The sequence below is a fragment of the Rheinheimera sp. WS51 genome, from assembly GCF_050936095.1.
Lineage (GTDB): Bacteria > Pseudomonadota > Gammaproteobacteria > Enterobacterales > Alteromonadaceae > Alishewanella.
On sequence record NZ_JBOTRC010000003.1, the window covers coordinates 45,484 to 69,429 of the forward strand.

At 41.6% G+C, this 23,946-nt stretch carries 22 protein-coding genes; 16 read left to right on the forward strand and 6 right to left on the reverse strand.

Annotation, left to right across the window (positions count from 1 at the left end; genetic code table 11):
- Positions 1-110 precede the first annotated feature (110 nt).
- Both lptF and lptG read left to right on the forward strand, forming a co-directional pair.
- Complete coding sequence (gene lptF, locus ACRCA4_RS05640; protein ID WP_433185382.1) at positions 111-1,220, forward strand: LPS export ABC transporter permease LptF; 1,110 nt, start codon at positions 111-113, stop codon at positions 1,218-1,220.
- Position 1,221: 1 nt separating this feature from the next.
- On the forward strand, positions 1,222-2,289 hold the full coding sequence (lptG, locus tag ACRCA4_RS05645; RefSeq protein ID WP_433185384.1) for an LPS export ABC transporter permease LptG: 1,068 nt from the start codon (positions 1,222-1,224) through the stop codon (positions 2,287-2,289).
- A 31-nt stretch (positions 2,290-2,320) separates the two neighbouring features.
- Here lptG and ACRCA4_RS05650 read toward each other — a convergent pair whose 3' ends face one another.
- The 3 genes from ACRCA4_RS05650 to ACRCA4_RS05660 all read right to left on the reverse strand — a co-directional run bounded on the left by ACRCA4_RS05650 (position 2,321) and on the right by ACRCA4_RS05660 (position 6,584).
- A complete protein-coding gene (locus ACRCA4_RS05650) occupies positions 2,321-3,865 on the reverse strand; it encodes an exopolyphosphatase (protein ID WP_433185387.1) in 1,545 nt (514 codons plus the stop codon).
- Positions 3,862-5,985 (reverse strand): polyphosphate kinase 1, encoded by a 2,124-nt coding sequence (gene ppk1 / locus ACRCA4_RS05655; RefSeq protein ID WP_433185389.1) that lies wholly within the window; start codon positions 5,983-5,985, stop codon positions 3,862-3,864. The genes ACRCA4_RS05650 and ppk1 overlap by 4 nt, the downstream gene beginning before the upstream one ends.
- A 92-nt stretch (positions 5,986-6,077) precedes the next feature.
- Positions 6,078-6,584 carry a glycine cleavage system protein R gene (locus ACRCA4_RS05660; RefSeq protein WP_433185391.1) on the reverse strand — a complete coding sequence of 169 codons (507 nt, stop codon included), beginning with the start codon at positions 6,582-6,584 and terminating at the stop codon, positions 6,078-6,080.
- A 304-nt stretch (positions 6,585-6,888) separates the two neighbouring features.
- Here ACRCA4_RS05660 and phoU point away from each other — a divergent pair, with 304 nt between their 5' ends.
- From phoU to ACRCA4_RS05715, 11 genes are all read left to right on the forward strand, one after another.
- Positions 6,889-7,599, forward strand: coding sequence for a phosphate signaling complex protein PhoU (phoU, locus tag ACRCA4_RS05665; protein WP_433185394.1), 711 nt, complete (start codon positions 6,889-6,891; stop codon positions 7,597-7,599).
- Between the two features lie 147 nt (positions 7,600-7,746).
- Entirely contained in the window at positions 7,747-8,424 is a 678-nt protein-coding gene (locus ACRCA4_RS05670) for a TIGR00153 family protein (protein ID WP_433185396.1), read from the forward strand.
- Between the two features lie 14 nt (positions 8,425-8,438).
- Positions 8,439-9,704 (forward strand): inorganic phosphate transporter, encoded by a 1,266-nt coding sequence (locus tag ACRCA4_RS05675; RefSeq protein ID WP_433185399.1) that lies wholly within the window; start codon positions 8,439-8,441, stop codon positions 9,702-9,704.
- A gap of 106 nt (positions 9,705-9,810) precedes the next feature.
- Entirely contained in the window at positions 9,811-10,719 is a 909-nt protein-coding gene (locus ACRCA4_RS05680) for a hydrogen peroxide-inducible genes activator (RefSeq protein WP_433185401.1), read from the forward strand.
- A 90-nt stretch (positions 10,720-10,809) separates the two neighbouring features.
- Positions 10,810-11,835, forward strand: a complete 1,026-nt coding sequence (gene queA, locus ACRCA4_RS05685) for a tRNA preQ1(34) S-adenosylmethionine ribosyltransferase-isomerase QueA (protein ID WP_433185404.1) — start codon at positions 10,810-10,812, stop codon at positions 11,833-11,835.
- Positions 11,836-11,932: 97 nt separating this feature from the next.
- Positions 11,933-13,075 (forward strand): tRNA guanosine(34) transglycosylase Tgt, encoded by a 1,143-nt coding sequence (tgt, locus tag ACRCA4_RS05690; protein ID WP_433185407.1) that lies wholly within the window; start codon positions 11,933-11,935, stop codon positions 13,073-13,075.
- Between the two features lie 35 nt (positions 13,076-13,110).
- On the forward strand, positions 13,111-13,440 hold the full coding sequence (gene yajC / locus ACRCA4_RS05695) for a preprotein translocase subunit YajC (protein WP_433185409.1): 330 nt from the start codon (positions 13,111-13,113) through the stop codon (positions 13,438-13,440).
- A 21-nt stretch (positions 13,441-13,461) separates the two neighbouring features.
- Positions 13,462-15,315 carry a protein translocase subunit SecD gene (gene secD / locus ACRCA4_RS05700; RefSeq protein ID WP_433185412.1) on the forward strand — a complete coding sequence of 618 codons (1,854 nt, stop codon included), beginning with the start codon at positions 13,462-13,464 and terminating at the stop codon, positions 15,313-15,315.
- A 10-nt stretch (positions 15,316-15,325) separates the two neighbouring features.
- Positions 15,326-16,273 (forward strand): protein translocase subunit SecF, encoded by a 948-nt coding sequence (gene secF / locus ACRCA4_RS05705; RefSeq protein ID WP_433185414.1) that lies wholly within the window; start codon positions 15,326-15,328, stop codon positions 16,271-16,273.
- 74 nt (positions 16,274-16,347) lie between these two features.
- Positions 16,348-16,728: a rhodanese-like domain-containing protein gene (locus ACRCA4_RS05710; RefSeq protein WP_433185417.1), complete on the forward strand. Its 381-nt coding sequence runs from the start codon at positions 16,348-16,350 to the stop codon at positions 16,726-16,728.
- Positions 16,725-17,609 (forward strand): TraB/GumN family protein, encoded by an 885-nt coding sequence (locus ACRCA4_RS05715; RefSeq protein WP_433185420.1) that lies wholly within the window; start codon positions 16,725-16,727, stop codon positions 17,607-17,609. The genes ACRCA4_RS05710 and ACRCA4_RS05715 overlap by 4 nt, the downstream gene beginning before the upstream one ends.
- A gap of 137 nt (positions 17,610-17,746) precedes the next feature.
- Here ACRCA4_RS05715 and suhB read toward each other — a convergent pair whose 3' ends face one another.
- Positions 17,747-18,550 (reverse strand): inositol-1-monophosphatase, encoded by an 804-nt coding sequence (suhB, locus tag ACRCA4_RS05720; protein WP_433185423.1) that lies wholly within the window; start codon positions 18,548-18,550, stop codon positions 17,747-17,749.
- A 233-nt stretch (positions 18,551-18,783) separates the two neighbouring features.
- Here suhB and ACRCA4_RS05725 point away from each other — a divergent pair, with 233 nt between their 5' ends.
- From ACRCA4_RS05725 to ACRCA4_RS05735, 3 genes are all read left to right on the forward strand, one after another.
- Positions 18,784-19,515 carry a complement resistance protein TraT gene (locus ACRCA4_RS05725; protein WP_433185425.1) on the forward strand — a complete coding sequence of 244 codons (732 nt, stop codon included), beginning with the start codon at positions 18,784-18,786 and terminating at the stop codon, positions 19,513-19,515.
- On the forward strand, positions 19,516-20,334 hold the full coding sequence (traT, locus tag ACRCA4_RS05730; protein ID WP_433185427.1) for a complement resistance protein TraT: 819 nt from the start codon (positions 19,516-19,518) through the stop codon (positions 20,332-20,334). It abuts the gene before it with no gap.
- Positions 20,335-20,454: 120 nt separating this feature from the next.
- Positions 20,455-22,197, forward strand: a complete 1,743-nt coding sequence (locus tag ACRCA4_RS05735) for a potassium/proton antiporter (protein ID WP_433185430.1) — start codon at positions 20,455-20,457, stop codon at positions 22,195-22,197.
- A gap of 82 nt (positions 22,198-22,279) precedes the next feature.
- Here the strand turns inward: ACRCA4_RS05735 and ACRCA4_RS05740 are convergent, their stop codons facing one another.
- Both ACRCA4_RS05740 and prmA read right to left on the reverse strand, forming a co-directional pair.
- Entirely contained in the window at positions 22,280-23,023 is a 744-nt protein-coding gene (locus ACRCA4_RS05740; protein ID WP_433185433.1) for a ferredoxin--NADP reductase, read from the reverse strand.
- A gap of 30 nt (positions 23,024-23,053) precedes the next feature.
- On the reverse strand, positions 23,054-23,935 hold the full coding sequence (gene prmA / locus ACRCA4_RS05745; RefSeq protein WP_433185436.1) for a 50S ribosomal protein L11 methyltransferase: 882 nt from the start codon (positions 23,933-23,935) through the stop codon (positions 23,054-23,056).
- Positions 23,936-23,946 lie beyond the last annotated feature (11 nt).

A 23,946-nucleotide genomic window follows, 5' to 3' on the forward strand; every position in this document is an offset into this window, starting at 1 on the left:
TAAAAAAGCTCGGTTTTCTGTGCCGTTTAGTCGATAATAATTGTTATAAACATTCAGTTTACTGAAAAATCGCCAAGCTTCCAGTAAAAAGGTTGGTTTTAGGGGGCGCTTTGATCATTTTCCGTTATTTGTTAGGTGAAGTTTTAAAATCTCAGCTAACCGTATTTGTTATTTTGATGACCATAATTCTTAGTCAGCGGTTTGTAAAAATATTAGCTGATGCCTCAGAAGGTGAGTTGCCAGGTCAATTAGTGATGAGCATAGTCGCGTTGAAATTACCGCAACTGGCGGTGATTATTTTGCCTTTAAGTGCTTTTGTTGGTGTTTTAGTCGCTTATGGCCGCATTTATGCCGACAGCGAAATGACCGTATTACATGCTACTGGTGTTAGTGAGTGGTATGTGGCGCGGGTAACATTAGTTTTATCTGTCTTGCTGGCTGTGTTAGCAGGTGCGGTAACGTTATACATTAGTCCTTGGGCTACAGAGCAAGAGTATCAACTATTAGAAAAAGCTGATGCTAGCGCAGGTTTGTTTTCTCTTATGCCTGGACGTTTTCAGCATACTTCTAATGAGAAAGCGGTTATTTTTGTCCATGATATTAATCGTAGCGGTGAATTAAGTAAGGTTTTTGTGGCACAAAACAACAGCCATATTAGCCAAGGCAGTCATCCGGCTCACGCTATTGTTTATGCTCAATTAGGTAAGGTGACAGAAGATGCCTCTGGTGCGCAACAATTAGAATTATCGCAAGGGCGTCGTTATGCTGGCGAGGGAAAAACAGCAGCCTTTGAAATTACTGAGTTTGGTCGCTATCAAATCCAAATTCGTGAGCAAGAGGCTGAGCAACGACGACGCAAGCTCAGTAGTTTACCAACAACCGAGTTAATGAAAGTAGACAGTAATGAAGCCATGGCTGAATGGCATTGGCGTATTGCGATCCCTTTATCTATTCCTTTACTGACTTTAATTGCAGTGCCACTGAGCCGAGTTAATCCACGTCAAGGTAAATTTGGTCGTTTATTACCAGCATTGTTACTTTATTTAGCTTATTACGCTTTGTTAATTATTGCGCGCTCTGCACTAGAAGATGGCACCTTACCTAGCATTTTGGGCATGTGGTGGTTGCATGGCATAGTGTTAATTGTAGGCATAGTGTTAATTGTACGCACAAGATCAAGCGCGCAACGATTCCAAGCTTGGCTGGGGGGGCGTAATTAAGATGATAAAGATCCTTGATGTTTATATCGGCCGCACGATTTTAAGCACCTCTATGCTAACGTTAAGTGTGTTGCTTGCTATATCGGCTATGTTTAAGTTTATAGACCAAATGCGTTCGGTTGGTCGTGGTTATTACGATATGGTGCATGCGGCACTTTATACGTTATATAGTGTGCCTGGTGATTTGGTGATGTTTTTTCCTATGGCTGCTTTAATAGGCGGTTTAATAGGCTTAGGCATGTTGGCGTCAAATAGCGAATTGGTTGTAATGCAAGCGGCCGGCATGTCACGATTTAATGTAGTAGCCTCAGTAATGAAAACTGCCGTGGTTTTAATGTTAATTGTGATGGCTGTCGCTGAATGGGGATCGCCGGTTAGTGATAGGGCTGCCCGGGAGTTAAGAACTAAAGCTATTTCTGATGGTAACTTATTTGCTGCTCAACAAGGCGTTTGGGCTAAAGATGGTGATCAGTTTGTTAATATTAAGCAGGTTGATGACTTTGGTAATTTAAATAATATCGTTATTTATCAGTTTGACCAAGACCTAAAGTTAATATCAATTGTTAGCGCTGAGTCAGCTGCTTTTGAACAAGGAGCCTGGTTATTACAGCGGGTGAGGCGGCAACAATTTACTGAGCAGAAGATAGATTTAGATTTACCTGAAACTTTACGCTGGCGTTCGTCATTAACGCCCGAGAAACTAGGTGTAGTAACGATAAAACCTGAAATGTTGTCACTTGCTGGTTTAGATGATTATGTTGATTACTTGCAGCAAAATGGCCAAGATGCCAGTCGTTACCAATTAGCTTTTTGGCGTAAAATGTTACAGCCTTTAACCATAATTGCGATGTTATTAATGGCGCTCTCTTTTATCTTTGGCCCTTTACGCAGTGTAACAATGGGCGCGAGAGTTATTATGGGTATTTTAACTGGTTTTGCGTTTTATATGACCAACGAGTTATTTGGCCCTATTGCTTTAGTTTATCAGCTACCGCCCGTTGTTGGAGCTATACTGCCAAGTAGTTTATTTATTGGTTTATCAATATATTTAATGAAAAAGCAGGCCTAGATAAGTCTAGGCCCTTAGGCCTAAATAGGCTTTAACTAGGCTCTTGCTGGGGGATAGGCAAAGCTGGGCACGCTAAGTTAAAGGCCACTTTGCGTAATTGCTTTTGTTCACTGTGTAAATAAGCAGCCAATAAACTTTGCTGTTGTAACCAGTTAGGAGCAATAAGTAATTCTAACTGTTGCTCACTGGCGCTTAGGCTTATGTCGGGTAGAAAATCATCGCGACGTTTTTGGTTGAGTAATATAGCTAAACGTAATAACACAATTAAATTAACCACTTGTGGTAGCTGATATAAGCTGAAGTTAGGAATTTCTTCTGCACGAATTTTTCGACGATGAAATCTAACTAAGGTGGCAAGTAATTGCTGCTGCTCTTGGTTAAAGCCAGGTAAGTTGGCGTTTTGTAAGATATAAGCTGAATGTTTTTGCACACTAGAAGAGTTAATTTGTAAGCCAACTTCATATACATTTGCAGCCCAAACTAAGGTATTTGCGTGCTCTTGATGTAACTGCCAAGCGCTGCTGACCTGATTAAATAAAAGTAATGCAGTCTGGCTAACCCGGTTTGCTTGGGCAATATCAACATCATAACGCCGTTGTAGGCTAGTTATACTGTGTTGGCGTATATCAAGATGCTGAAGTCGGTCGCACATTTCATATAAAATACCTTCGCGCAAAGCTGCATCTATATAGGAAAGGCGTTCGATTTGCAGTTGTTTAAAGGCTGCAATTAAAATGGCTAAGCCAGAGCAAATAAGTAATTTACGATCGTCAGTTAACCCCGGTATCGTCAGCTCATTACAGTTGGTAAATTGTAATAAGTAAGCTTTTAGGGTTTCTAAATGGCTAAGTTCAATATTTTCATGGCTAAAACCCAGCGCGACTAAAATATCTCTAACTGCTTTCACTGTGCCAGAAGTGCCTAAAGCCCGCTGCCAGCCAATATTTTTAAACTGATTAGCTATATGCTCTAATTCTTGCTCGGCATGTAAGATGGCTCTGTTAAATCTTTTTTCGCTAATGCGGCCTTGGCTAAAGTAATCATTACCATAACTGACACAGCCAATATTTCGGCTACTTAAGCTTAGGGGCTGTTGGCCGCGGCCAATAACAAATTCTGTGCTCCCCCCACCAATATCAATGACTAATCTGTTATCGGTAAAATGCTCAAAGTGAGCAACACCTTGGTAGATGATCCTAGCTTCTTCTTGGCCAGATACAACTTCAATAGGAAAGGGGAAGACGGTTTTTGCTCGTCGAATAAAAGTTGCTGAATTTTTAGCACGGCGAAGAGTAAAAGTGGCAATAACGCGTACTGAGTCGCAAGTAAAAGAAGTAAGCGTATCGGCAAATTGAGCTAAGGCTTTTAAACCGCGTTCAATGGCTTCTTCACTAAGAATAAAGTCAGCATTTAAGCCTTGCGCTAAATGGACTCTTTGCTTCTCGCGGTGCAGTAACTGTATGTCGCCATCGATAATACGTGCTACCACTAAGTGAAAAGAGTTTGAGCCTAAATCAACTGCCGCAATATATGGTTGCTGCTCAGCTTGCTCGAGCTGTGAGCGAATTAAATTCATTCTGTTTCAGTGTCTAATTGCTGCCGCGCTTGGCGAGCTAAATAATTATAGATCTGCTGCTGTGAGCGGATCTTGCGTTTATTACCGCGCTTGACGTAAGCATTATCATGGCCAGCTGCAATAATACGTGCCTTTACATTATCTCGCCACTGAATATCGAGAATATCGAGAATTTGTTGCTTTAGTCGAGGGTTGACAATAGGGACACCCACTTCTACTCGCTGGTCAATATTGCGGGTCATCCAATCTGCAGAAGATAAATAAACATCAGTTTCTCCGCCGTTATGAAATACATAAACTCGGGCGTGCTCTAAAAAGCGATCTAAGATACTAATCACTTTGATATTGCTACTTTCATCAGCAAGCCCAGCAATAAGTGAGCACATGCCACGGACAATTAAGCGAATTTTTACGCCGGCTTGGCTAGCGCGATAAAGTAAATTCACAATTTCTTCATCAGCAAGGTTATTTACTTTTAGAAAAATCTCCGCCTTTTTGCCTGCCAGGGCAAAGTCTATTTCACGCTGAATTAATTGCAATAATTTAGGTCTGGCCCATGTGGGTGACACTATTAAATGCTTAAAGATATAAGGTCGATAACTATGCTCTATAAATTCAAAAACCTGCTCTAACTCAGTCGTTATCTCTGGATGACAGGTAAATAAACTAAAGTCGGTATAAATGAGTGCGGTTTTTTCATTGAAATTACCAGTACCAATGTGGCCATACTGTATGGCTTTGCCTTTTTCTTGTCGTGTTATTAAGCACAGTTTGGCATGGACTTTTAAGCTAGTTAAACCAAAAACAACTTGAATGCCGCCTTCGGTCATTTTTCGAGCCCAGCTAATATTATTTTCTTCGTCAAAGCGGGCTTTAAGTTCCATTACTACGCTGACTTTTTTGCCATTGCGTACTGCATCAAGTAAAGAGTGAATTACACGTGAGTGTTTAGCAACACGATACATAGTGATCTTGATATGGCTAACCTTAGGATCAAAAGAGGCTTGGCGAACCCACTCGGTAAAATAACCGAAGCTGTGATAGGGGTAGTGCAGCAAAATATCGCTATAGTTAATAGCATCAAAACTGGTCGCATGGCGCTCAAACTCTGCGCTAGCTAAAGGGCTAAAACGTGGGAACTCTAAACTCGAATGACCAAAATTAGGAAAGTTAATAAAATCTTTAAAATTACGATAGCGGCCACCTGAAACTAAAGAATCATTAGAGCTAGTGCCAAGCAGTTTATTAAGCACTTTTAACATTTGCTCTGGCATAGCGGCATCATAGACTAAGCGTACCGGCTCAGATTGTAAGCGCTGGCGAATACCTTTAGACATTTTATCTATTAAGCTTTGGTCAAGGTTATCGCTAATATTGTACTCGGCATCTCGGGTTAATTTTAATGAGTACGCTTGAATTTGTTCAAATTGAAAAAAACCAGTAAATAAATCAGCGATACAATGCACAATAACGTCATCCAGCAACAAAATTTGCCGCCGATAATGACCATTTTTTTTCCGGGTATTTAAATCAAGTGGCAATTCAATAAAGCGTGATAGCTCATTGGTGGGAACTTGAACAATGGCATATTCAGGCTTGCTATTACCGGTCATTTCCACCATTAAATAGGTGGTGTTATCTTCTAAGGCTTTAGTAAGCTTCACTTCGTCGCCAGATAAAATCATCGGTGAAATATGCTTTAGCACATCTTGGCGAAAGTAATGCTTAACCCAATCGCTTTGACGCTCGGTCAATTTAAAGTGATCAATAAGCTCAATATTATGTTTACGCAATTCTAATTGAATATCGAAATAAATAGCATTAAAGCGTTGACCTAGATGCAGTACTTGCTGCTGAATTTGCTGTAATAAAGCTTCTGCATCTTCTTGTTCACTAGATTGGTACTTCTTGAGTAAAATCCGCCGTTTAACGTCTGCGACTCTAACGCGGAAAAACTCGTCCATATTATTAGAGTAAATACCTAAGAAGCGTAGTCGCTCTATGGCAGGGTTACGTTCATCTGCAGCTTCTTGTAAAACACGGCCATTAAAGTCAAGCCAACTTAATTCTCTTGGGTAACTTGGAAACGCAGCATGTTGTATTGGATCTTGTTGTTGCATGCTTTACTACTCCGAACGCTGCGGGTATTCGCATAAAAGGTATTGCTTACTAGAAGCAGCGACAGGAAGCCGCTGCTGGATTAATAGTAGAATTAATTATCTATTTCAACATCAACGACAATATCTGAAGCAATAGCTTCTAAGGCTTTAACTACTTCATCGCGGCTAACGCCGTTAGGAAGCTCAACGGTAGCAATAGCGGTAAATAAAGGAACTCCCCAATTTGGTGCACTTTGCTTGCTACTTTCAAAGTGAATAATATTAGTGCCTTTATGCTTAATGACAGATGAAAGCTCACGAACAATTCCGGGGCGATCGTTTCCTGTGATCACAAAGCGTAAATGTTGTTGCTCATTAAGAGTGTGGGCAATGCCGTGTTGAATTTTAATATCCAGATCTGAAATTTGCTCCAACGCCTGGGTTAATTTAGGTAAATCTTGCTCTGCAACTTCAAGTTGTAGTATGCCTGCAAAATAACCGCCTAAATGACTTAAATTACTTGCGGTCCAATTACCATTGTTATCATTAACCACAGTGGCAAGATGATCGACTAAACCAGGTTTGTCTTGTCCTATTAGCGTAAGTACTAACTGCTTCATTATGTATTCCTATTAAGACCTGATGTGGAAGTAATGCTAACGACAAGTCGTCGTTGCCAAGCTAATGTTTTACATTTTAATACAATATTAGTGTAGCTCTATGTTTTTAATTTGGAAAATATAATGGGAAAATTAACATGGCATGGCTAATTAATGTAATAAAACCTGCGTAATATGTCATTTATCGTAGCGCATTACTGGCTGTGTCAGGTTGTTTTTGCCTATACTTAGGCGGTGTTTTATCAGTTTGAGATAAAATTCAAACTGAGTAAATATAAGCGAGTATTTTTAATCGGAGCACTTAGTGGATAAGCTTAATTTAAGCAAACATATTTCAAGCTCATTTAATGAAGAAATTGACCAAGTTCGTAATCAAGTCATGGCGATGGGGGGCTTATTAGAGCAGCAGTTAAGCCATGCCTTGCAAGCTATTTTAACCGCGAACACTGAACTTGCAGAGCAGGTAATTGCAAAAGATCTTGCGGTTAATAATTGGGAATTAACCATAGATAAAACCTGTACCGAAATCATCGTTCGTCGTCAGCCTGCCGCGAGTGATTTACGCTTAATTATGGCAATAATAAAAGCGATAGCCGATTTAGAGCGCATAGGCGATGAAATTCGTCGCGTTGCTCGAGCAGCCCTTGAGCCATTTGATAGTACCCAGCAGGAGTTGTTAATTAACTTAGACAGTATGGGTAGGCATGTAGGACAGATGCTGCACGATGTGTTAGATGCTTTTGCCCGCATGGATGTAGCAATGGCATTACGCGTACATAAAGAAGATAAGCATATTGATAAGGAGTATAAAACGATAACTCAGCAATTGATGACTTATATGACACAACAGCCAACAACAATACCCTTAGTGATGAATGTGCTTTGGTCTGCCAGATCTTTAGAAAGGATAGGCGATCGCTGCAAAAACCTAGCTGAATATGTAATATTTTTCGTTAAAGGTAAAGTGGTTCGCCATAGCACTGATGAACAGCTAGAACAAGATGCTAGAGAGTAACATCAGTTAAATTAACTATAAAATGCAAGATTTTACGGCCTTTTAAGGGCTGTTTTTCATTTTGTATTCATTTTTCATTTTTCATGCGCTGAGATTATCGTTACAATGCGCACCGACTACCGTCAAACAAATATACGAGGCCAGGCTATGCCAGCTAGTACTTTTTTATCCGTGTTTGCTAAATCACCTATTAAGCCGATAGAGGAACATATTCGCAAGGTGCATGAAACGAGTGAACAATTATTACCTTTTTTTGAAGCTGTGTACCAGAAAAACTGGGAAGTAGCTGCTGAGGTTCGGAAGAAAATCGTTTTGTTGGAAAAGGAAGCCGACATTTTAAAACGGGAAATTCGAGTTAACTTACCTCGAGGTTTATTCCTGCCTGTTGATCGTGCTGATATTTTAGAGCTAGTCTCACAGCAGGATAAAATTGCTAATAAAACCAAAGACATTTCCGGTCGTATTTTGGGCCGTGAATTATTAATACCCGCAGAGCTACAAGCAGACTTTAAACTGTATGTGCAACGCTGTATTGATGCAACACAGTTAGCAAGTGACGTGATTAATGAGTTTGAAGAATTGCTTGAAACGGGCTTTCGAGGCAGAGCAGTTGATTTAGTAGTGAAAATGATTGAACGCTTAGATCGGATAGAAAAAGATACCGATGAGATGCAAATCAAGCTACGCAGGGCGTTACGCTTACTAGAAGGGGAGCTAAACCCTATAGATGTCATGTTTTTATACCGTACGTTAGAGTGGGTTGGCGATTTAGCCGATATCGCGCTGCGAGTGGGTTCACGGCTCGAAATAATGCTAGGTCGTTAAAAAAGGTTTTTCTAATGGATATTTTACAATCGTACGGTGTAATTTTAATTGCCATTGCTGTGATATTTGGCTTTCTAATGGCATATGGCGTTGGTGCTAATGATGTAGCTAATGCAATGGGAACCTCTGTGGGCTCTAAAGCACTTAGCATTAAACAAGCAATATTTATTGCTGCAATATTTGAATTTGCTGGCGCTTACTTAGCTGGTGGTTCTGTTACCTCAACAATACGAGGCGGTATTACCGACCCATCTTTCTTCGTTGATGCGCCAGAGTTAATGGCGTACGGCATGATAGCGGCTTTATTAGCTGCGGCGACTTGGTTAATAGTGGCTTCTTATTTCGGTTGGCCGGTGTCTACTACTCACTCTATTGTTGGTGCCATTATCGGCTTTGCAGCGGTAGGCGTAGGTATGGAAGCTGTGCACTGGGATAAAGTTGGCGGTATTGTCGGTAGCTGGGTGGTAACGCCTATGCTGGCTGGTGTGCTGGCTTACTTATTCTTTATGAGTGCACAGAGACTTATTTTTAATACCGATAATCCGCTGGAAAATGCTAAAAAGTATGTGCCTTTCTATATGGCTTTTGCCGCCTTTATGATGTCGTTAGTGACTATCCAAAAAGGCTTAAAGCATGTTGGTTTAGGTTTAGGCACAGCTAATGGTTATTACCTTGCCATCGCTATTGCGGTTGTGGTTGGTATTATTGGTAAAGTGGTTATTTCTCGTTTGAAATTTGACCCTGCTGCTGATAAAAGAATGCAGTTTAATAACGTAGAGCGCATTTTTGGCGTGTTAATGATCACAACAGCTTGTTGTATGGCTTTTGCTCATGGCTCTAACGATGTTGCTAATGCAATAGGTCCACTAGCTGCAGTAGTTAGCGTTGTAACGTCTGGCGGCGAAATTAATAGTAAAGCTGCCTTAGCTTGGTGGATTTTACCCTTAGGTGCAGTCGGGATTGTAATTGGTTTAGCAACCTTAGGTGCGCGGGTAATAAAAACAGTAGGTACGGCTATTACACACTTAACCCCTAGCCGTGGTTTTGCTGCTGAATTATCTGCAGCTTCAACAGTGGTTATTGCCTCGGGTACCGGTTTACCTATTTCTACTACTCAAACTCTAGTGGGTGCCGTATTGGGTGTTGGCTTAGCTCGCGGCATTGCAGCACTTAATTTAGGGGTGGTTCGTAATATCTTTATTTCTTGGATTATCACCTTACCGGTTGGTGCAGGTTTGGCCATAGTGTTCTTTTATATCTTAAAGGGCATTTTTGGTTAAGCTACACTAGGTTGTAGGCTACTAATACCGCTGTCGGTTGCTGATACCAGCCGATGGCGGTTTTGCATTTTATTTATGCTATTTAATTGATGACTTAGAAACTGTTATGAAACATTTACCTAGTTTAAAGCAATTACAATATTTATTAGCTTTGCATGAACATCAGCATTTTGGCCGTGCGGCTGAAGCTTGTTATATTGGTCAGTCTACGTTGAGTGCCGCTGTGGCTAATTTAGAGCAAAGTCTTGATGCCCAGCTATTAGAGCGTGATCATAAAACCTTTATCTTTACCGCTGTTGGTGAAGAAGTTGTACGCCAAGCGCGACAGATTATAGGCCAGTGTGAGTCGTTAGCTGATTTTGCTCGTTATCAGGGAAAACCGATGGCAGGGCCGTTTCGGTTAGGCTGTATTCCTACTATCGCGCCTTTTGTGTTAAGTGAAGTGATGCAGGCCTGTCGACAGCAATATCCTGAGTTAAAGTTATTATTGCGAGAAGATACCTCAGATAACTCTTTACAAGCCTTAGCTGATGGTCGTTTAGATATGGTGCTGCTGGCGCTACCTTATGAAACTCAAGGCTTTCATAGTCAGACTTTAGCCAAAGATCCTTTTAAGCTGGTGCTACATAAAGATTGGGAAAAACGAGGTTATAACCAGGATGTTAGCCAATGGCCAGATGAAAGTATTTTTTTATTAGAGCGTGAGCATTGTTTAACGGGCCATGCTGTTACGGCTTGTGAGCTGGCCGATAGCCGTAAAGTGAACCCCTTCTTTGCTACTAGCCTGCACACCTTAACTCAGATGGTAAATAATAAATTAGGTGTGACCTTTATGCCGCAAATGGCCATTAATAGCGGTTTATTAACAGGCACAGAATTAATTATTAAAACACCTGCAGCAGAAAATGCTTATCGAGAAATTGGTGTCGTGTGGCGTCCTACTTCAAGTAAAGTAGACAGTTATCATTTGATGGCAGAGTTAATTGGCACTGTATTACAGCAAAAATGCCAATAATCGCAAGTTTCTGGTAATATCCTCGCTGTTTTTTCGTGCCGAGTCGTTAGGCCGGTAGTATGGTCGGTAAAGCCAACTAGGATCTAAGTTATGCAAGTAAGTGATTTTTCTTTTCAGCTACCTGAGCAGCTTATTGCTCGTCACCCTAAAGCTGAACGTTCATCTAGCCGTTTATTGGTGATGGATAAAGCTAATGGCGCCTTAAGTCATCATATTTTTAAGCAACTTATCGATTTTATTAACCCCGGTGATTTATTGGTTTTTAATAATACTAAGGTGATCCCTGCGCGTTTATTTGGCCAAAAGTCGACTGGTGGCAAGGTTGAGGTATTAGTTGAACGCGTATTAGATGAAAAGCGGTTTTTGGCTCACATTCGCGCCAGTAAGGCACCGAAACCTGGGGCCATACTAATTTTAGAGCAATCTGCACAGGTTGAAATGGTGCAACGCCATGATGAGTTGTTTGAGTTAGCCGTTAGCACGGATGAACCTGTTTTAGAAATGCTAGAGCGTTTAGGCCATATGCCTTTACCGCCTTATATTGACCGGCCAGATACCGATGAAGACAAAGCGCGTTATCAAACGGTTTATAGTGAAAAACCCGGCGCGGTAGCCGCGCCTACCGCAGGCTTGCATTTTGATGCGCCTTTATTGCAGCAATTGAACGCTAAAGGGGTTGAGTTTGCGTATGTAACCTTACATGTTGGTGCCGGCACCTTTCAGCCAGTTCGGGTTGCTAATGTGTTAGAGCACAAAATGCATGCTGAATATATTGATATACCAGAAACTACCGTTGCTGCTATTGCTGCTTGTAAGGCGCGTGGTGGAAAAGTAGTGGCAGTAGGCACGACTTCGGTACGTTCATTGGAGTCTGCGGCACAACAAGGTAATGGCGACTTAATTGCCTATAAAGGCGATACGCAAATATTTATTTACCCTGGTTATGAATTTAAAGTCGTTGATGCCTTGATTACTAACTTTCATTTGCCGGAATCAACCTTAATTATGTTGGTTTCTGCATTTAGTCAGCGAGACTATGTAATGCAGGCATATGAGACGGCTATTGCCGAGCAGTACCGTTTTTACTCTTATGGCGATGCCATGCTTATTCGATAAGCTAATAGCAGCTGTTTATTGCTTAGTTTTATCACATATGCTGTTATAATCGCAGCAAAATAGAGCCAGACTGTTTCTCTGGCTTACGAGGATAATAATGAAATTTGAATTAGATACAACAGACGGTAAAGCCCGTCGTGGCCGGATGATCTTTGAGCGTGGTGTTGTAGAAACGCCTGCTTTTATGCCTGTAGGCACTTATGGCACGGTAAAAGGCATGACGCCAGAAGAGTTAGAAGCAACTGGTGCTGAAATTTGTTTAGGTAATACCTTTCATTTAATGCTACGCCCCGGCACAGAAATCATCAGCAAGCACAGTGATTTACATGATTTTATGCATTGGCAGAAACCGATTTTAACCGACTCAGGTGGCTTTCAAGTCTTTAGTTTAGGTGAACTACGTAAAATTACAGAAGAAGGCGTTAAGTTTCGTTCACCACTAAATGGTGAGCGTATTATGTTAACCCCAGAGCGCTCGATGGAAGTGCAGCGCGCTTTAGGCTCAGATATTGTCATGATTTTTGACGAATGTACGCCTTATCCTGCCACCGAGCAGCAAGCTAAAAAGTCGATGGAACTTTCATTACGCTGGGCAAAGCGTAGCAAAGAGGCGCATGGTGATAATCCGTCGGCTTTATTTGGTATTATTCAAGGCGGCATGTATCCAAATTTACGTGATGTATCGCTACAAGGCCTTGAAGAAATTGGTTTTGATGGTTATGCCATTGGAGGTTTATCAGTAGGTGAACCTAAAGATGATATGATCAATATTTTAAACCATACCACAGACCAGATGCCGGCTCAGAAGCCACGTTATTTAATGGGCGTAGGTAAGCCTGAAGATATAGTAGAAGCTGTGCGTCGTGGTATTGATATGTTTGACTGTGTTATGCCAACCCGTAATGCCCGTAATGGTCATTTATTTATTAGCACCGGTGTGGTGAAAATTCGTAATGCAAAACACAAAGACGATATTACGCCTTTAGACCCAGAATGTGATTGTTACACTTGTAAAAATTATTCTCGGTCATATCTACATCATCTAGACCGCTGTAATGAAATTTTAGGTGCTCGATTAAATACGATACATAACTTGCGTCATTATCAGGTATTAATGCAAGGATTGCGCGACGCTATCGCTGCTGGTAACTTGGAGCAGTTTGTTGAACAGTTTTATGCAAAGCGGGGCTTACCGGTACCAGCACTAGAAGCAACGCCAACGGCTACAGAACAAAATTAATTATAATTAAGGGGACAGAAACCATGAGTTTATTTATGAATAAAGCATATGCAGATGTAGCAGGCCAAGCCACACCACAAGGTGGTGGTTGGGATCTTATTATTATGTTGGTTGCATTTGGCTTAATTTTTTACTTTTTAATTTACCGCCCACAAGCGAAAAGAGTAAAAGAGCACCGTAACCTAATGTCGGCATTAGGCAAAGGCGATGAAGTATTAACTCAAGGTGGCATTGTAGGCCGTATTAGCAAAATTGCTGATGATAAAGACTATGTTGTGATTGCCATTAACGATAGCACTGAAGTTACAGTACAAAAATCTGCTATTAGCGCTGTTCTGCCAAAAGGCACTCTTAAATCGCTGTAAGCTGATAGAAAGGATAAACAGGTGTTAAATAAAAACCCTCTATGGCGCTATATGCTAGTGATTGGTGTGCTTTTACTCGCGCTAGTCTATGCATTGCCAAATTTGTATCCGGAAGATCCGGCATTAAGTATTAGTGCAACCCGAGGTGGTGAAGTCACTGAGCAGGTACGTGCTGAAATAGAGCGTAACTTTGATCAAGCAGGCATTAGTGCAAAGTCAGTTGTATTAAATCAAGGTCAAGTATTAGCTCGTTTTAATACTTCGGAAGATCAATTACAAGCCCGTGAAATAGCCGCTGAAAAGCTTGGTGATAATTATGTAACGGCTTTAAATTTAGCGCCGGCAACGCCAGCTTGGTTAAATGCTATTGGTGCTTCACCTATGAAGTTAGGTTTAGACTTACGTGGTGGGGTTCACTTTTTAATGGCCGTTGATATGAAGGCGGCTATTGATAAAAACCTGCAAGACATGGAGCAAACATTCCGAGCTGACTTGCGCGAGGATAAAATTCGCTATCGTAATGTCCAAGCAGATGTAGCTAATGGCCATGTTAAATTGACTATGCGAAGCGCGGAAGATTTAGCGGCAGCAGAAGCAGCGTTAAAAAAGCGTGATCGTGAGTTAGTATTTTCAGCCGGTGCTGATGAGTTCTCCGCTAATATTAGTATTAGTGAAATTCGCTTAAAAGAAATCCAAGAATATGCCCTAGAGCAGAACATCACTATTATTCGTAATCGTGTTAATGAAATTGGGGTTTCTGAGCCGATAGTACAACGCCAAGGTGCTGATCGCATTGTGGTGCAATTGCCTGGTGTTCAGGATACAGCAAAAGCGAAAGAAATTTTGGGTGCAACGGCAACCTTAGAGTTTCGTTTAGTTGATACCGATGCCGACTTAGGTAGCGCCCTAGAAGGCCGAGTACCACCAGGTACGGAGTTATTCTATAGCCGTGATGGCCGCCCTGTATTGCTTGAAAAACGCATTATGTTAACGGGTGAGCATATTACTGGAGCAAGCTCTAGCTTTGATGAATATAGTCGTCCTCAGGTTAGCATTAAGTTAGATGCGAAAGGCGGCAACATGTTATCAGCTGCGACTCGTGATGCTATTGGTCGTCGTATGGCGTCAGTGTTTATTGAATATAAGCCAAGCGATGAGCTAGATGAGCAAGGCAACCCTATCTTAGTAAAAAGCCAAGAAGTGATTAATGATGCGACTATTCAAGCTCGGTTAGGTCGTGATTTTCGTATCACTGGCATAGACTCGCCAGGTGAAGCGCAAAACTTATCAACTTTATTACGTGCTGGTGCTTTATTAGCGCCTATTCAAATTGTTGAAGAGCGCACCATAGGCCCAAGTTTAGGTAAAGAAAACATTGAGCTAGGTACCACGGCAATTCTGTGGGGCATGGTAGCAGTGTTAATCTTTATGATTATTTACTACAAGGCCTTTGGTTTAGTCGCTAACGTGGCTCTAGTTGCAAATTTAGTCTTGATTGTAGGTGTAATGTCTATGATCCCAGGTGCCACGCTAACCTTACCAGGTATGGCTGGTATCGTTTTAACCGTTGGTATGGCGGTTGATGCTAACGTACTCATATTTGAGCGTATTCGTGAAGAATTAGCTGATGGTCGATCGGTTCAGCAAGCTATTCATCATGGCTATGATCGTGCTTTTGCAACTATTACCGACTCGAATATTACAACTTTACTCGTGGCGTTAATTCTATTTGGCATAGGAACAGGCCCAGTTAAAGGTTTTGCTATTACCTTAGCAATAGGTATTTTAACCTCAATCTTTACTGCCGTAGTCGGTACGCGTTTATTAGTTAATTTATTCTGGGGTGGCCGCCGCGTGCAGTCGCTACCAATATAAGGATTACGGCATGCAAATTTTTAATTTTAAACAGCCGTTAAACTTTATGCGGTTTAAATGGACAGCCATAGTACTGTCGTCAATTATGTTAATTGCTTCAGTGGTATCAATTAGTACTAAGGGTATTAATTGGGGCTTAGACTTCACAGGTGGAACAGTTATTGAGGCTGGTTTTGATAAACCGGCTGACTTACCTGCAGTACGAGAAGTATTATCTGCAGCGGGTTACCCAGACGCAGTAGTACAGTTGTTTGGAACTAGCCGTGATGTTTTAATTCGGATCCCATTACGTGAAGATATTGAACAAGTTACCTTAGGCGATGAGGTAATGGCGATATTAAACAAAAGTAATGCCGATGGTGTGACGATGCGTCGGATTGAATTTGTTGGCCCAAGCGTAGGTGAAGAATTAAAAGAAGACGGTGGTCTTGCTATGCTAGTGGCATTAATCGGCATCTTACTTTATGTCACTATGCGTTTTGAATGGCGCTTATCAGTTGGTGCTGTGTTGTCTTTAGGCCATGATACGATTTTAACCATGGGTTTATTTTCGATACTAGGCTTAGAATTCGACTTAACGGTATTAGCGGCAATTCTTGCGCTTATTGGTTACTCGATTAACGATACTATCGTTGTATTTGACCGTATACGTGAAAGTTTCCGTAAATTACGTGATACTAGCGTTGATGACACTATTAATGATGCGATTACGTCTACATTAAACCGTACCGTTATAACCTCATTAACTACAGTCTTAGTATTGATAGTACTATTCTACATGGGTGGTGCCTTAATTCATGGCTTTGCAACTGCCTTATTGTTTGGTGTCGCTATTGGTACTTATTCGTCAGTCTATGTGGCTAGTTCAATAGCAGAAATTCTCGGTATTAGCCGTGAAGATATGTTACCGCCACCGCCAATTGAAAAAGAAGGCGAGAATACCGACGCCTTAATGTAATTTAGGTAAAAAGATGCTAAAAATGCCAGTCGATGACTGGCATTTTTTTCGGACATTTTTACAAGGAACTTGAAATGGCTGCACAACATTCTTCACGCTTTTTAGCGTTAGTTGCAAATGTAAAGCAACAGATAAAGGAAATAACGATCCCAGAATTACAGCAGTTAAATCAGCCGTATATTCTTTTTGATATCCGCGAAGATCATGAATGGCAAGGTGGCCATATTCCGAAGGCAGAGCATTTAGGCAAAGGTATTATAGAGCGTGATATTGAACAAAGGGTGCCAGATAAAACGCAGACTATCGTTTTGTATTGCGGCGGTGGTTACAGGTCAGCGCTGGCTGCGGATAATTTACAAAAAATGGGTTATAGCCAAGTGTTTAGTTTAGATGGCGGCTATAGAGACTGGTGTCAGCGTGCTTTGCCTATTGAACAGGAAACAAAACAATCATGAAAGGAAACAAAATGTCTTATTTAGTTAATTATCTATGTTGGGCTGTTATATTCCTTTTTAGCCAGACAGCGCTTGCCAGCACAGCCGTGTTTGAAATTAGTAAAGGCGAACAAAAATTATTTATAGCCGGAACAGTTCATATATTACCTAGCTCAGAGTTTCCATTACCTGAGGCTTTTGACCTAGCTTATCAGCAAAGTAGCATAATGGTATTTGAAGCTGATATTAGACAACTAGAAACAGCTGCGGGCATGCAATTATTAATGCAGCACGCTCGCTATCAAGATGGCAACAGATTAAAGCAAGTATTAAATACAGCTAATTATCAGGCCTTAGATAAACAAGCTGCTGCGTTAGGTTTAAATATTCAGGCTTTAGACAGTTTTAAACCGGACTTCGTTATTATTAATTTAATGCAATTAGCCTTAAATAAAGCCGGCTTAGCCGGTGAGGGGGTTGATAAGTTTTATCTTAATAAAGCAATAGCTGACAACAGAGAGCTGGCTTTTCTGGAAACAATTGAGCAGCAACTTGGTTTATTATTTAATGCTTCAACAGGCAATGAAGACTGGTTTGTTCAGTTCTCATTAGCGCAATTACAAGATATTGAAACGCAATTAAAACAAATTATAGGGGCTTGGCGTAAAGGAAATTTAACTGTTTTAGCTGAGTTAGCAATGGAAGGTGCCGATACGGCTGCCGGCCAACAATTTTATCAGCGTATGTTAGTACAACGTAATCAAGCTTGGATCTCTCAGCTTGAAGCTATGTTAAAAACCAAAGAAGTTGAAATGGTGCTAGTAGGCGCCTTGCACCTTGCTGGTGACGCTAATGTGTTAGATTTACTGCGAGAAAAAGGCTATCAGGTAAAGCAATTATAACTAAAATGGTAATAACGGCGCTGGCAACTTAAGGCCGGTTAATACTATTAAAAAAGCCCCACTGTAGTGATATCTAGCAGTGAGGCTGTGATATAGTCTAAACTTAATCGGCCGGGAATTAACGCGCTAAGAAAGACTTAACGTGATAGATAGTCGGTTAAATGCGGGCGAATATGTTTTAGCATACCGGCTAACACTTTCGGGCTAGCGGCAACAATATTACCGCTGCGTAATTGGTTATTACCACCGATAAAATCTGAAACTAAACCACCAGCTTCACGCACAATTAATTCACCCGCAGCGATATCCCACGGTTTTAAACCAATTTCAAAGAAGCCATCAAAACGACCTGCTGCTACATAGGCTAAGTCTAAAGCGGCAGAGCCTGTGCGGCGAACATCTGCGGCTTCATTAAAAATGGAACCAAGCATACCGCTATAAGCAGGCATATGAGTTTTATTTTTAAATGGAAAACCAGTAGCGATAATACTGCCAGACATATCTGGTAAATTAACAACCCGAATACGCGTGCCATTTAATTGCGCACCACGGCCACGTGATGCAGTAAATAGCTCACCGCGCAGAGGATCAAAGATCACTGCTTGGTCTAATTTACCTTGGTGTTTTAATGCAATAGAAACGGCAAAATGAGGAATGCCTTTAATAAAGTTGGCAGTACCGTCTAGTGGATCAATAATCCATTGATACTCACTGTCGCTATTGCCGTAATCACCATGCTCTTCACCGACGATACCATGAGTAGGGTATGATTTTTTTAGGATCTGAACAATGGCTTGTTCAGCTTCTTTGTCGACATTAGTGACAAAGTCATTTGTGCCTTTTTGTAGTTTCTGGACCATATCAAGTTGGCCACAGGCACGAGCGATCACGTTACCCGCACTGCGAGCAGCACGAACCGCGATGTTTAACATCGGATGCATAGCGATTACCTTATTTTATAAAGAGCTGTATAAATATCGTTCAAAAGAGCGGCGCATATTGTAACGGTTAAGCTAGAAATGTAAAGCAAAACTCTGGCTTTTCCTGTCTAGCTTGATAATAGGCTAGACTTAACCTAATAATCTACAGTGCTAAGCTCTAGCTAAGCATTCATAGATGGTTAAGTTATGACGACTAAATTGGCAGAAAAACAAAAGGCAAAGTGGGTGTAGCAATGAATAAATTTACAGCTTTAATTGTGCTTGGATTAGTGGTTATTTTAAGTGCTTGCGGCGCTTTGCATACGTCGGTAGCTAAACGCAACTTAGATGTACAAACAAAAATGAGCTCGTCAATTTTTCTTGATCCGGTTGATCCTGAGCTAAGAACTATTTTTGTTGATATTCGCAATACCTCAGATAAACCTGAATTTGATTTAACACCACAGGTTGTTGCCAGTTTAATTAGCCGTGGCTATCAGGTAATTGATAGTCCCAGTCGTGCGCATTACTGGTTGCAAGCAAATGTGTTACAAGTTGGCCGTACGAACGGCCGTGATGTTAATACTGCTATGCGTATGGGGCACGGCGTTGCAGGCGGGGCTGTAACGGGTTATGCAATACATAGAGCCACTGGAGGTGCATCTGGAGCTGCAACGGCAGGTGCCGTGGTCGGGGGAGCTATAGCGGGTACTGTTTTTGATGCGTTAGTTGAAGATGTTTATTACAGCGTGATTACCGATATTCAAATTATGGAACGTTTTGATGGCACTGTGCGGGAAACTTCACAGCATCAGTTATTGCAAGGGGATAGTGGTAGCACGACATCAAGTTATAACCGTAATACCAATATGCGTAAATACCAAACTCGGGTTGTTAGCTATGCTAATCAAGCTAACTTAAAGTGGCATGAAGCTGAGCCGACGCTAACGCAAGGTTTAACGCGTGCTGTGGCAGGGTTATTTTAGATGCGACTCGGGCTAGTTGTTTGCTTACTTTTTCTAACTAGCTGTTCGGCTATACATACTTCTGTCGCTAAGCGGCAGCTAGATGTGCAAACTAGGATGAGCCAGACTGTTTATCTTGATCCTGTCGATCCTGAGCATCGGAGTATTTTTATTGATATTAGAAATACCACCGCAGAATACACCCTACCGCTGGCAGAGGATTTGCAAAGCTTTTTATTAAGTCGTGGCTACCGCTTAGTGGCATCCCCTTTACAGGCGCAATATTGGTTGCAAGTAAATGTGCGCACGGTAATAAAAGAAAAACCTGCTAAGGTATTAGCGCAAGAATATGGCATGTCAGCACAAGAAAGCCATGCCTTACTCCACCCTGAAATTGCCCCTTTAGCTGATGCTATTCCGCAGTCGGAGGATGCTGAGCCAGTTTATTCTACTCCGAGTAAGGTTTATATTGATGCTGGCATAGCCGCGGATATTGATGGTAAAGACATTGTTAAGGGCTTAGTTGTATTAGCCGCTTTTGCTGGGGTTGAGTATGTAGGCAATCAGTTAGTTAAAGATAAATATTATACCATGTTAACCGACATTCAAATTGCAGAGCGAATTAGGTCAGATTCTATTGCATCTGTACAAGAGGTTAGTCAGCACTTTTTACAGCAAGGCGATAGTGGCACTTTAGAGCAATTATGGCAGCGGGATACCGATATGCGAAAGTATCAGATTAAAGTGGTTAGTTTTGCTAACAAAGCCAATTTACGGTGGCGTGAAGCCGAGCAACCCTTGCATCAAGGTTTATTGCGATCTTTGGCTGGAATATTTTAATTAGCAACTAAACGCCTGTTTTAGTTGAAATTCAGGCGATCCGTCTCCATATAGTTGCTATATTATTCCTAATCTTTAATTACACTTAGCGCTTTATGGGCTAAGAATAGAGACCTCTGCATGTTCGTAATTGACCATATGATCCTACTGGCCGCAGTATTAATTTTGCTGGGTATTATGTCGAGTAAATTGTCGGCCAGATTAGGCTTGCCGGTATTAGTACTTTTTTTATTAGTCGGCATGTTAGCGGGTGAAGATGGTCCTGGCGGTATTGTATTTGATAATGCCGGTGCGGCTCATGCTTTGGGCACTTTAGCTTTAGCGATGATTTTATTCGATGGCGGTTTACAAACGCCTATTCGAGCTATTAAAAAGGTTTGGCGACCGGCGGCGAGTTTAGCTACCTTAGGGGTGTTAGTAACGGCGGCTATTACTGGAGTTGCAGCAGCTTATATTCTACATATTCCAATAATGCAGGGGTTACTTTTAGGCGCTATTGTTGGCTCTACTGATGCGGCGGCGGTGTTTTCACTGTTACGCAATGCGGGTATTCACTTAAATAAAAAGCTTAAAGCCACCTTAGAAATAGAAAGTGCTTCCAACGATCCTATGGCGATATTTCTTACCGTCGGCATGCTTGAAATTTTAATGCACGATATGCAGCCAGGCACAGGCTTATTAATGATGTTTGTGTCGCAGATGGGTTTAGGTGCCTTAGTGGGATTTGCTATAGGTTGGTTATCGGTGCAACTAATTAACAGAATTCAGCTGGTGGCATCGGGATTATATCCGGTTATGGTAGCGGCCTGTGGTTTATTAGCCTTTGGTATTACAGCTAATATTGGCGGAAGTGGCTTCTTAGCTATTTTTATTACTGGTGTTGTTATAGGTAATAGCCGCTTTGTGTTTCAGCGCAGTACTTTCTTATTCCATGATGGCTTGGCGTGGTTAAGTCAAATCACCATGTTTGTGGTGTTAGGCTTACTTATTAATCCTTCTTCATTATTAGATGTTTGGTTTGAAGGTTTAATTATCGCGCTGGTGTTAACCTTTATTGCCAGACCCGTTGCAGTTATTCCCATTTTGGCATTATTTGGCTTTAATCGCCGTGAAATCACCTTAGTGTCTTGGGTTGGTTTACGCGGTTCAGTACCCATTATTCTAGCCATTTTTCCTTTGCTTTTTGAATTACCAGGCGCGGCCTTAATTTTTAATGTGGTGTTTTTTGTGGTGTTAATTTCAGCAACAGTGCAAGGTTCTTCTTTACCCTGGATGGCCAGAAAGTTAAAGTTAACTTTGGCACCCCCAGCAACACCAGCTGCCACATTAGAAATTACTGCTTTAGGCAAAGTAGATGCCGATATTGTTGAATATACCTTAGGCGAGACATCTCGAGCCGTAGGACGGCGATTATCGCAATTAGCCTTACCCGATACGACGGTTGTCGCTATGATCACCCGAGCGGACACTGTGATTACGCCTCGGGGCTCTACGCTGTTATGTGCAGATGATCATTTATTTATTGTGCTTAAACCTGGAACACGCCGGTTTGTTGATAGTGTGTTTTCTGCCGCTATTAATGATGATGAAAGTAATGAGTTGCCCGCACGCGAGTTAAGGCTTAAAGGTAATACCAAAGTAGCGGACTTAAAGCATTCCTATGGCATTCAATTAGATGTTGAAAATGATAACAGCTTAGAGCAGGTATTAAAAAACGCGTTAAACCAACCGCCTCAGCTTGATTCAACTGTTGAATTAGAAGATGTGCAATTATCCGTTCGAGAAATGGTGGGCCATCGTATTATAACCGTTGGCGTTTTATTACTCGCAGGGGATGACGAATATGATAGCACGGATGGTTAATAGCAGCTATGAACCAAGACTGTAATTAGCCGCTATAGCATTACTTATAACGGCAATAGTGGCTACCTTGATTAAACTGGCGTTACTTCCAATATTGCTCCACGGTAATATTACCAGGTGTACGCCTTAGATTTTTTGTCAGGCCCATGCTTTCTAATTGAACTTTGGTGTCGGTAATCATGGCAGGATTGCCGCAAATCATCACTTGCGAGCGAGTATCAATTTTTTGCTGACAGGCTTGTTGTAGCTCTCCGTTGCTTATTAACTCAGGCAAGCGTTTACTAAGTGCGCCAGTATGGGCTTCGCGGGTTACTATAGGTTGGTAATGTAACATGCCAGGGTATTGCGCTTGTTTTTGCTCGATATATTGGCGATAAACTAAGTCAGCAATAGTACGCACACTATGAACTATTACTATATGTTCAAAACGTTGCCATAGATTACGGGTGCCTAACATAGAAATATAAGGGCCAATGCCTGTGCCGCTAGAAAGTAGCCATAAATTATCACCTTCAGGGACTTCATCTAAGGTAAAAAATCCTGTGGCAGGCTGACTTAGTTGCAGCTTGTCACCCATCTGTAATTGTTGCAGCAAAGGCGAGAGTATGCCATCTGCGACGGTACTAATTAAAAATTCTTGCTCTGCTTCTCCTGGGCTATTCACTAAAGAATAGGCCCGTTGCTTTCTACCTTCAGGAGTTTCCATTGCTAATCGGACAAATTGGCCTGCAGTAAAATCAAAGGCTGGGGTTTTTAGCTTTAAGCTAAACAGGTTGGCATGCCAATGCTTGTTTTCTATTACAGTTGCGTCTAACCAATTGGCCATCTTAGGTCTCCACTTTAGTTGGGGCTTACCCTATAGCTGTTTTATAGCCGTTAGGCGTACCCACTCTTCTTGTTCGACAATAGGATCAAAAGTAAACTCATCAGCATAGGCTGCCATTACACTGTCAGCTTGGCTAGTTAAAATGCCGGATAAGGCTAACAAGCCACCTGGCTTGACATAAGCACTGATTACCGATTTTAACTCAGCTAAAGGGCCGGCTAAGATGTTGGCAACAACGACGTCCGCATTGAAGCTTGGTTGATCTTTAGGTAAGTATAGTTCTATTTTCCCTGCAACTTGGTTACGCTGGGCATTTTTACCACTAGCTTCAATTGCTTGCGGATCAATATCAACACCAATAACACGTTTAGCGCCTAGTTTAAGTGCTGCTATACCTAAAATACCTGAGCCACAACCAAAGTCGACCACGGTTTGTTCAGGTTGAATAACGTGATCTAACCATTGCATACATAGTGCTGTCGTTGGGTGGGTGCCAGTGCCAAAGGCTAAACCTGGATCTAGCATTACATTAACCGCATTAGGCTCGGGTACATCACGCCAACTTGGGCAGACCCATAATCGTTGACCAAATTTAATCGGATGGAAGTTTTCCATCCATTCCCGCTCCCAGTCTTTATCCTCTAGTTGCTCAAGTTTGTAATCTAGGCCTTGCTTAAAGAAAGAGACATTTTTTAGTTTATTCACAACATCGGCCATTGGATGTTCAGCATCAAATAAACCGACTACTATGGTTTTGGTCCAATAAATAACTTCGCCAGGCATAGGCTCGTATATTGGTGTGTCTTGCGCGTCTAAAAAGCTAACTGCTTGCGCCCCCCAGCCCATAAGCATATCGCTTACTTGCTCTGCTTTTTCTTCAGTTGTTGTAACCCGCAATTGGATCCAAGGCATATTTTGTCTCG

Coding starts and splice junctions, on each gene's coding strand:
- lptG (WP_433185384.1), top strand. CDS start 1,222: ATGATAAAGATCCTTGATGTTTATATCGGCCGCACGATTTTAAGCACC.
- ACRCA4_RS05650 (WP_433185387.1), bottom strand. CDS start 3,865: ATGAATTTAATTCGCTCACAGCTCGAGCAAGCTGAGCAGCAACCATAT.
- ppk1 (WP_433185389.1), bottom strand. CDS start 5,985: ATGCAACAACAAGATCCAATACAACATGCTGCGTTTCCAAGTTACCCA.
- ACRCA4_RS05660 (WP_433185391.1), bottom strand. CDS start 6,584: ATGAAGCAGTTAGTACTTACGCTAATAGGACAAGACAAACCTGGTTTA.
- ACRCA4_RS05670 (WP_433185396.1), top strand. CDS start 7,747: ATGCCAGCTAGTACTTTTTTATCCGTGTTTGCTAAATCACCTATTAAG.
- ACRCA4_RS05675 (WP_433185399.1), top strand. CDS start 8,439: ATGGATATTTTACAATCGTACGGTGTAATTTTAATTGCCATTGCTGTG.
- ACRCA4_RS05680 (WP_433185401.1), top strand. CDS start 9,811: ATGAAACATTTACCTAGTTTAAAGCAATTACAATATTTATTAGCTTTG.
- queA (WP_433185404.1), top strand. CDS start 10,810: ATGCAAGTAAGTGATTTTTCTTTTCAGCTACCTGAGCAGCTTATTGCT.
- tgt (WP_433185407.1), top strand. CDS start 11,933: ATGAAATTTGAATTAGATACAACAGACGGTAAAGCCCGTCGTGGCCGG.
- yajC (WP_433185409.1), top strand. CDS start 13,111: ATGAATAAAGCATATGCAGATGTAGCAGGCCAAGCCACACCACAAGGT.
- secF (WP_433185414.1), top strand. CDS start 15,326: ATGCAAATTTTTAATTTTAAACAGCCGTTAAACTTTATGCGGTTTAAA.
- ACRCA4_RS05710 (WP_433185417.1), top strand. CDS start 16,348: ATGGCTGCACAACATTCTTCACGCTTTTTAGCGTTAGTTGCAAATGTA.
- ACRCA4_RS05715 (WP_433185420.1), top strand. CDS start 16,725: ATGAAAGGAAACAAAATGTCTTATTTAGTTAATTATCTATGTTGGGCT.
- suhB (WP_433185423.1), bottom strand. CDS start 18,550: ATGCATCCGATGTTAAACATCGCGGTTCGTGCTGCTCGCAGTGCGGGT.
- ACRCA4_RS05725 (WP_433185425.1), top strand. CDS start 18,784: ATGAATAAATTTACAGCTTTAATTGTGCTTGGATTAGTGGTTATTTTA.
- traT (WP_433185427.1), top strand. CDS start 19,516: ATGCGACTCGGGCTAGTTGTTTGCTTACTTTTTCTAACTAGCTGTTCG.
- ACRCA4_RS05735 (WP_433185430.1), top strand. CDS start 20,455: ATGTTCGTAATTGACCATATGATCCTACTGGCCGCAGTATTAATTTTG.
- ACRCA4_RS05740 (WP_433185433.1), bottom strand. CDS start 23,023: ATGGCCAATTGGTTAGACGCAACTGTAATAGAAAACAAGCATTGGCAT.
- prmA (WP_433185436.1), bottom strand. CDS start 23,935: ATGCCTTGGATCCAATTGCGGGTTACAACAACTGAAGAAAAAGCAGAG.